At 71.3% G+C, this 6,000-nt stretch carries 6 protein-coding genes; 2 read left to right on the top strand and 4 right to left on the bottom strand.

Annotated elements, in window-relative coordinates; all coding sequences use genetic code 11:
- Both ACIOWN_RS16075 and ACIOWN_RS16070 read right to left on the bottom strand, forming a co-directional pair.
- Positions 1-633: maltotransferase domain-containing protein (locus ACIOWN_RS16075; protein WP_401982515.1), on the bottom strand; the 633-nt coding region annotated here is incomplete at its 3' end.
- Between the two features lie 71 nt (positions 634-704).
- Positions 705-1,007, bottom strand: a complete 303-nt coding sequence (locus ACIOWN_RS16070) for a DUF5133 domain-containing protein (protein WP_362356361.1) — start codon at positions 1,005-1,007, stop codon at positions 705-707.
- 308 nt (positions 1,008-1,315) lie between these two features.
- Between ACIOWN_RS16070 and ACIOWN_RS16065 the strand changes: the two genes are divergently transcribed.
- The gene (locus ACIOWN_RS16065) at positions 1,316-1,828 is read left to right on the top strand and encodes a pep a2 (protein WP_326800978.1); all 513 of its coding nucleotides are present in this window, start codon (positions 1,316-1,318) and stop codon (positions 1,826-1,828) included.
- Complete coding sequence (glgX, locus tag ACIOWN_RS16060) at positions 1,825-3,969, top strand: glycogen debranching protein GlgX (RefSeq protein WP_362356359.1); 2,145 nt, start codon at positions 1,825-1,827, stop codon at positions 3,967-3,969. Before ACIOWN_RS16065 ends, glgX begins: the two co-directional genes overlap by 4 nt.
- Positions 3,970-3,990: 21 nt before the next feature.
- On the opposite strand, the gene ACIOWN_RS16055 is transcribed toward glgX, so the two are convergent.
- Both ACIOWN_RS16055 and ACIOWN_RS16050 read right to left on the bottom strand, forming a co-directional pair.
- Positions 3,991-4,794 carry a VOC family protein gene (locus ACIOWN_RS16055; RefSeq protein WP_362356357.1) on the bottom strand — a complete coding sequence of 268 codons (804 nt, stop codon included), beginning with the start codon at positions 4,792-4,794 and terminating at the stop codon, positions 3,991-3,993.
- A gap of 151 nt (positions 4,795-4,945) precedes the next feature.
- Positions 4,946-5,737, bottom strand: a complete 792-nt coding sequence (locus tag ACIOWN_RS16050) for a SigB/SigF/SigG family RNA polymerase sigma factor (RefSeq protein WP_362356355.1) — start codon at positions 5,735-5,737, stop codon at positions 4,946-4,948.
- Between the last annotated feature and the right edge of the window lie 263 nt (positions 5,738-6,000).

Raw genomic sequence — 6,000 nt, 5'->3', positions numbered from 1 at the left:
CAGGGCGAGCGGCTCGGAGGCGGTGACCAGGTCCCGCAGCGGACGACGGGCGAGGACCGCGTCCACCTCCGGCGTCAGCGCCGCCGCCAGCCGGGTCATCACCGGCAGTGTGTCGTCCTGGAGCGCCGCCGCCGCGGCCAGCACGGTGTCCTGCTCCGGACCCTCGGGCACTCCGGCCGCCGCCCGGGTGTGCAGGGCGGCCCCCTCCTCCAGCACGAGACCCGCGTCGATGCCGGCCGGGACCTTGACGGACGCGACGCGGCGCCAGGTGGTGACCGGGTCCGCCCAGGCCTCCACCTGATACGTCCAGCGGCCGACCGCGCCCGGAGTGACCTCGGCGCCCCAGCGGTCGGTGCCGGGGGCCAGTTCGCGCATCGGCGTCCACGGGCCGGCCCGGCCCTCCGGATCCGTCAGCACCACGTTCGCGGCCACCGCGTCGTGGCCCTCACGGAACACGGTGGCGGTGACAGGGAACGTCTCTCCCGCGACCGCCTTGGCCGCTCGCCTGCCGCCGTCGACGGCCGGACGGACGTCCCGCACCGGGATGCGGCCGATCGCCGGGGCCGTACGGAAGGCGGGACCAAAGGCCCTACTTGAGGCGGGACTTGAGGCCTGGCTCGGGGTCGAACTCATGGGTGTCACCTCCACCGTGCTCGAGGCCGGGCTCGCGCCCGGCCGGGGATCGGGTCGTGCCGGGCGGGGGCCTACCGCCCGGCGCGGGAACGCCTCTGGGCCGCCTTCGGCGGGCCCCGGCGGGGGACGGCATTCCGGTGCGGCCGGCCGCTCTGCTCCCGCAGGTAGGTGACGAGGCTGGTGCACAGATATCGCTCGGCGGCGTCCGCGGCCTCCCGGGCGCAGCGCTTCCCCATCAGCACGCACAGGGTGTAGCCGGAATCCTCGAAAGTGGACCGCACCCGGTGGTCGTCCGGTGACGCGAGCATCGCGCGTTCCCATGCCCGATAGCGGCGCAAGTGACGGGCGACTTCGGCTTTGGCAGGTAGCAGCATGGCGCCATTCACCTTTCGGATGCGCTCGATGGGCTCGTTCCCCCCGACAGCCGGGGCGGCGACCGCGCACGCGTGGGCAGCGGTCCCGTTGACGGCGCTCGAGACTTCACTCATGGTGCACGTTCAACGACACAGCGTCCTGTTGGAACTTCAACAAGCCCGCTGACCTGCTCGTGTTGCACGGATGGCGTAGCGCGCGCACTGTTGATCCTACTCAGAGGCAACATTCGCTCACGCTTCGTGTTCGGGGCTCCTCTCGCAGCATGCGGGAGAGGAGCGTGGGCCTCGCCGGTGAGGAGCCAACGACGATGAAGACCGCAGTGCCCTGTTACTACCACCTCGACGTGGAAGTCAGCCCGGAGCGGGTCGGGCAGGTGAGGCGCATCCTGGCCGCGCACCTGCGTTTCTGGGACCTGGAGGACCTCGTCGAACCCGTGTGCGGGGGCGCCGAGATGCTGCTGAAGGCCATTGACGAGCACGCCACCGACAAGCACACCTCGATCGAGATGTGGTGGACCGGCCAGCACCTGATCACCGCCGTCGCGGAGAACAACCACGACCTGCGCCCGGACCAGGACCTGCGAAGCTGCCTGGCCCGGATCGCGGCGACCAGCGACGGCTGGGGCTGCTGCGCCGCCGCGACCGGCAGCAAGGTCATCTGGTTCTCGCAGCGGGCCCGCGCCGGGGTGCGTGTCCCGCTGGTCCCGACGGCTCCGGCCCCGACCCTGCGCGAGGGGCTGAGGACTCCGCGCGAGCTGCCGGTCGCGGCCCTGGCCTCTCCGCTCAGCGGGCCGCAGGCCGTGCTGGAAGCGGCCCCATGACGGGGCGAAAGCGCCGCAAAGGGGTACCCGTGTGGAGCGGGTACCCCTATCCGCTGGGGGCGGTGTACGACGGGAAGGGCACCAACTTCGCGCTCTTCAGCGAGGTGGCCGAGCGAGTCGACCTCGTCCTGGTGGACGACGCCGGCATCCATCGCGGGGTGCCCCTGACCGAGGCCGACGGCTTCGTGTGGCACGGCTATCTGCCCGGTGTCGGGCCGGGGCAGCGCTACGGATACCGGGTGCACGGGCCCTGGCATCCGTCCGCCGGCCACCGCTGCAACCCGAGGAAACTGCTCCTCGACCCCTATGCCAGGGCGGTGGACGGGCAGATCGACGACCATCCCTCGCTGTACGAGCGTGCCGCGCACGGTCCTGACCCGGCCGACAGCGCCGGGCACACCATGCTGGGCGTGGTGACCGACGCGGCCTTCGACTGGGGCGACGACCGTCCGCCGCGGCGGGGGTACTCCGACACCGTGATCTACGAGGCCCACGTACGCGGCCTGACCCGCACCCATCCCGCGGTGCCGCCCGAACTGCGAGGCACCTACGCGGGGTTGGCGCACCCGGCGGTGATCGAGCACCTGACCTCGCTGGGCGTGACCGCGGTCGAGCTGATGCCGGTCCACCAGTTCGTGCACGACGGCGTGCTCCAGGGCCGGGGCCTTTCCAACTACTGGGGCTACAACACCATCGGCTTCTTCGCCCCGCACAACGGCTATGCCGCCGGCGGCACACGCGGACAGCAGGTCGCCGAGTTCAAGTCGATGATCAAGGCGCTGCACGCGGCCGGGCTCGAAGTGATCCTCGACGTCGTCTACAACCACACCGCCGAGGGCAACGAGAAGGGCCCGACCCTGTCCTTCCGGGGCATCGACAACGCCTCTTACTACCGCCTGGTCGACGGCGACTGGGCGCATTACTACGACACCACGGGCACCGGCAACAGCCTGCTGATGCGCCACCCCTACGTACTGCAACTGATCATGGACTCGCTGCGGTACTGGGTCACCGAGATGCGAGTCGACGGCTTCCGTTTCGACCTCGCGGCCACGCTGGCCCGGCAGTTCCACGAGGTGGACCGGCTGTCCGCGTTCTTCGACCTGATCCAGCAGGACCCGGTGATCAGCCGGGTGAAGCTGATCGCGGAGCCGTGGGACGTCGGCGAGGGCGGCTATCAGGTGGGCAACTTCCCGCCGCTGTGGTCGGAGTGGAACGGCCTGTACCGGGACGCCGTACGCGACTTCTGGCGCGGCGAGGAGCACACGCTCGGCGAGTTCGCCTCCCGGCTGACCGGCTCCGCCGACCTGTACGCCCACAACCGGCGCAGGCCGCGCGCCAGCGTCAACTTCGTGACCGCGCACGACGGGTTCACGCTGCGGGACCTGGTCTCCTACAACGACAAGCACAACGAGGCCAACGGGGAGGGCAACAGCGACGGCGAGAGCGCCAACCGGTCCTGGAACTGCGGGGCCGAGGGGGAGACGCGCGACCCGGCCGTCCTGGAACTGCGGGCCCGTCAGCAGCGCAACTTCCTTGCCACGCTGCTGCTTTCGCAGGGCATCCCGATGCTGTGCCACGGCGACGAACTGGGGCGCACCCAGGGCGGCAACAACAACGCCTACTGCCAGGACAGCGAGGTCTCCTGGATCGACTGGCGGCTGACCGACGGGCAACGCGAACTCGCCGACTTCACGCGCTACTTGATTGCTCTGCGCGCCGCCCATCCCGTGCTGCGCCGGCGCCGCTTCTTCCAGGGAGAGACGGCGACCCGGTCCGACCAGCCGCTGCCCGACCTGGTGTGGCTGCTGCCGGACGGCCGTGAGATGGCGGAGGAGGACTGGCAGCGCTCCGACGCGCACTCCGTCGCGGTCTTCCTCAACGGCGACGCCATCGCCGAACCCGACCGGCAGGGCCGCCCCGTGGTGGACGACTCCTTCCTGCTGCTGCTCAACGGCTACTGGGAGCCGGTCGACTTCCGCCTCCCCGGCCCCGCGTACGGCGACCGCTGGACCACCCTCCTGGACACGGCCGACCCCGCTGACCCCCCGGACGAATCCGAACACAAACCCGCCACGACCCTCCGCACGGACCCGCGCAGCCTGATCCTCCTGACCCGGCCCCCGAAGACCCCTCGCTGACGAGGAGGGCGCCTCGGGCGTTCACGCCTCGCGGCGGGACGTCACCGTGAACTGCGCGCCGTCCCGGTCGCGGAGTACGGCCTCGTCGGGGCCCTCGCGCAGGACGCTGCCGCCGTGGGCCTCCGCGGCGCGGGCGCAGGCGGCGACGTCGGCGACGCGGAAGTGGATCTGCCAGTGCGGACGGATCGTGGGGTCGGGCGCCGCCTCCAGCGCGCCGGACTCGATGCGCGCCACGACCTCGCCGTGGCTGCGCAGCACCACCTCGTCGCCCTCGTAGCGGACCTCGCAGCAGCCGGGCCGCCGTGAGGCCCAGTCCAGCACCTCGCCGTAGAAGATGGCCGCGTCGAAGGCGTCGCGCGTGTGCAGCCGGATGAAGGCCGGCGCGGCCTTGCGCCAGGTCTCCCAGTCCGTGAAGAGGTCACCCTCCCAGATCCCGAAGGTCGCCCCGTCCCGGTCCGCCAGCAGCGCCGCCCGCCCCGGCGGGAAGGAGATCGGCCCGACCGCGGCCGTGCCGCCGCGCTCCTGCACCCGTGCGACGGCCTGGTCCGCGCTGGGCACCGCGAAGTACGGCGTCCAGGCGACCGCCATCTGCCACATGGCCGCCACCGCGCCGATCCCCGCGACCGGGGCGCCGTCCGCGAGCGCGATGCGGAAGTGGTCGCCGAGTCTGGCCGGCCGCCACTCCCAGCCCAGCACCGCCCGGTAGAAATCCTCCGTTGCCTGGAGATCGCGGCTGGTCAGGCTCACCCAGCAGGGCGCGCCGCACACCGAGTGCGTGGAGACGACGTCGGGGGAACTGCCGGAAGGTGTCCTGTCGTGGTTCATGGCCCGTCCTGGTCGAGTCAGACCGGTTTCCACCAGCCTGACACCAGTGTCCGACCGGCGCGCGGAAGACGCCTGCCGAGTACCCGCCGCGCGCCGCCGAAACGGCGCGGCACGTGACGGCCGCCCCACGGGCGCCGCGGCGCCGCGCCGTTCACCCGGCTTCGGTGAGCAGTTCCTCGCGCAGCTGGGCGAAACACCCGCTGAGCAGGCGCGAGACATGCATCTGCGAGATGCCCAGCTGCTGCGCGATCCGGCTCTGCGTCATGCCCCGGAAGAACCTGAGGTACAGGATGGTCCGCTCGCGTTCGGGCAGCGCCTCCAGGCAGGGCCTGACCGCCACCCGGTCCACGACCAGGTCGAACCGGGCGTCGGCCTCACCCAGCCCGTCGCCGAGCGCGTAGCCGTCCGTACCGGGGACCTCCGCTTCCAGGGACAACGCGGCGAAGCAGTCCAGGGCCTCCATCCCGGTGTGCACGTCGCTCACGCTCAGGTGTGCGTATTCGGCGATCTCGGCCACGGTCGGCGTCCGGCCGGGTGTGGTCTGCGCCAGCTCCTTCGTGGCGCGCCGTACCCGGTTGCGCAGATCCTGGACCCGGCGCGGCACGTGCAGCGTCCACATGTGGTCGCGGAAGTGCCGCTTGATCTCCCCGGTGACCGTCGGCACGGCGTACGCCTCGAACGCGTAGCCGCGTGCCGGATCGTAGTGGTCGACGGCCTTGACCAGACCCAGCGCGGCGACCTGGTACAGATCCTCAAGGGCCTCGCCGCGCCCGCGGAACCGCACGGCGATCCGCTCGGCCATGGGCAGCCACACCTGGACCAGCTCGTCCCTCAGCGCCTTGCGGTCGGCGCCCTCGGGCATACGGGAGAGCCGCTCGAACGCCTCGGCCGTGTCGGGGGCGTCGTCATGCGGATGGGTCTTCGTTCTGCCGGTGGTACGCATGCGCTGCGCCTCCCTCAGCAGGTGCTGGATGGACGGACACCTTGGGAGGGGCGGGGCTCGGACCTACGGGGATGAACATCGGGGCCCGGCGCGCCGGCTCCCACGGACGTGCCTCCTGTCCGAAGCACTGGACTCGGGATTCCCGAAGTCGGCGATTTCGTAACTGTTCCGGGAATGCGGTGACATTATGCGACCGCACGAATCTCAATTGTTGTCCAGATTCCGGGGAATCGCCACCGGAGGAAATGCGCGCATTTCCATGG

The organism is Streptomyces sp. NPDC087787, from assembly GCF_044743035.1.
Classification (GTDB): Bacteria; Actinomycetota; Actinomycetes; order Streptomycetales; family Streptomycetaceae; genus Streptomyces.
The sequence above is the reverse complement of the archived record's forward strand: the minus strand, read 5'-3'. Positions and strand labels throughout refer to the sequence as shown.

What these genes read in the sequence shown, in the direction of transcription:
- ACIOWN_RS16070 (WP_362356361.1), bottom strand. Translation starts at nt 1,007, where the DNA reads ATGCTGCTACCTGCCAAAGCCGAAGTCGCCCGTCACTTGCGCCGCTAT.
- ACIOWN_RS16065 (WP_326800978.1), top strand. Translation starts at nt 1,316, where the DNA reads ATGAAGACCGCAGTGCCCTGTTACTACCACCTCGACGTGGAAGTCAGC.
- glgX (WP_362356359.1), top strand. Translation starts at nt 1,825, where the DNA reads ATGACGGGGCGAAAGCGCCGCAAAGGGGTACCCGTGTGGAGCGGGTAC.
- ACIOWN_RS16055 (WP_362356357.1), bottom strand. Translation starts at nt 4,794, where the DNA reads ATGAACCACGACAGGACACCTTCCGGCAGTTCCCCCGACGTCGTCTCC.
- ACIOWN_RS16050 (WP_362356355.1), bottom strand. Translation starts at nt 5,737, where the DNA reads ATGCGTACCACCGGCAGAACGAAGACCCATCCGCATGACGACGCCCCC.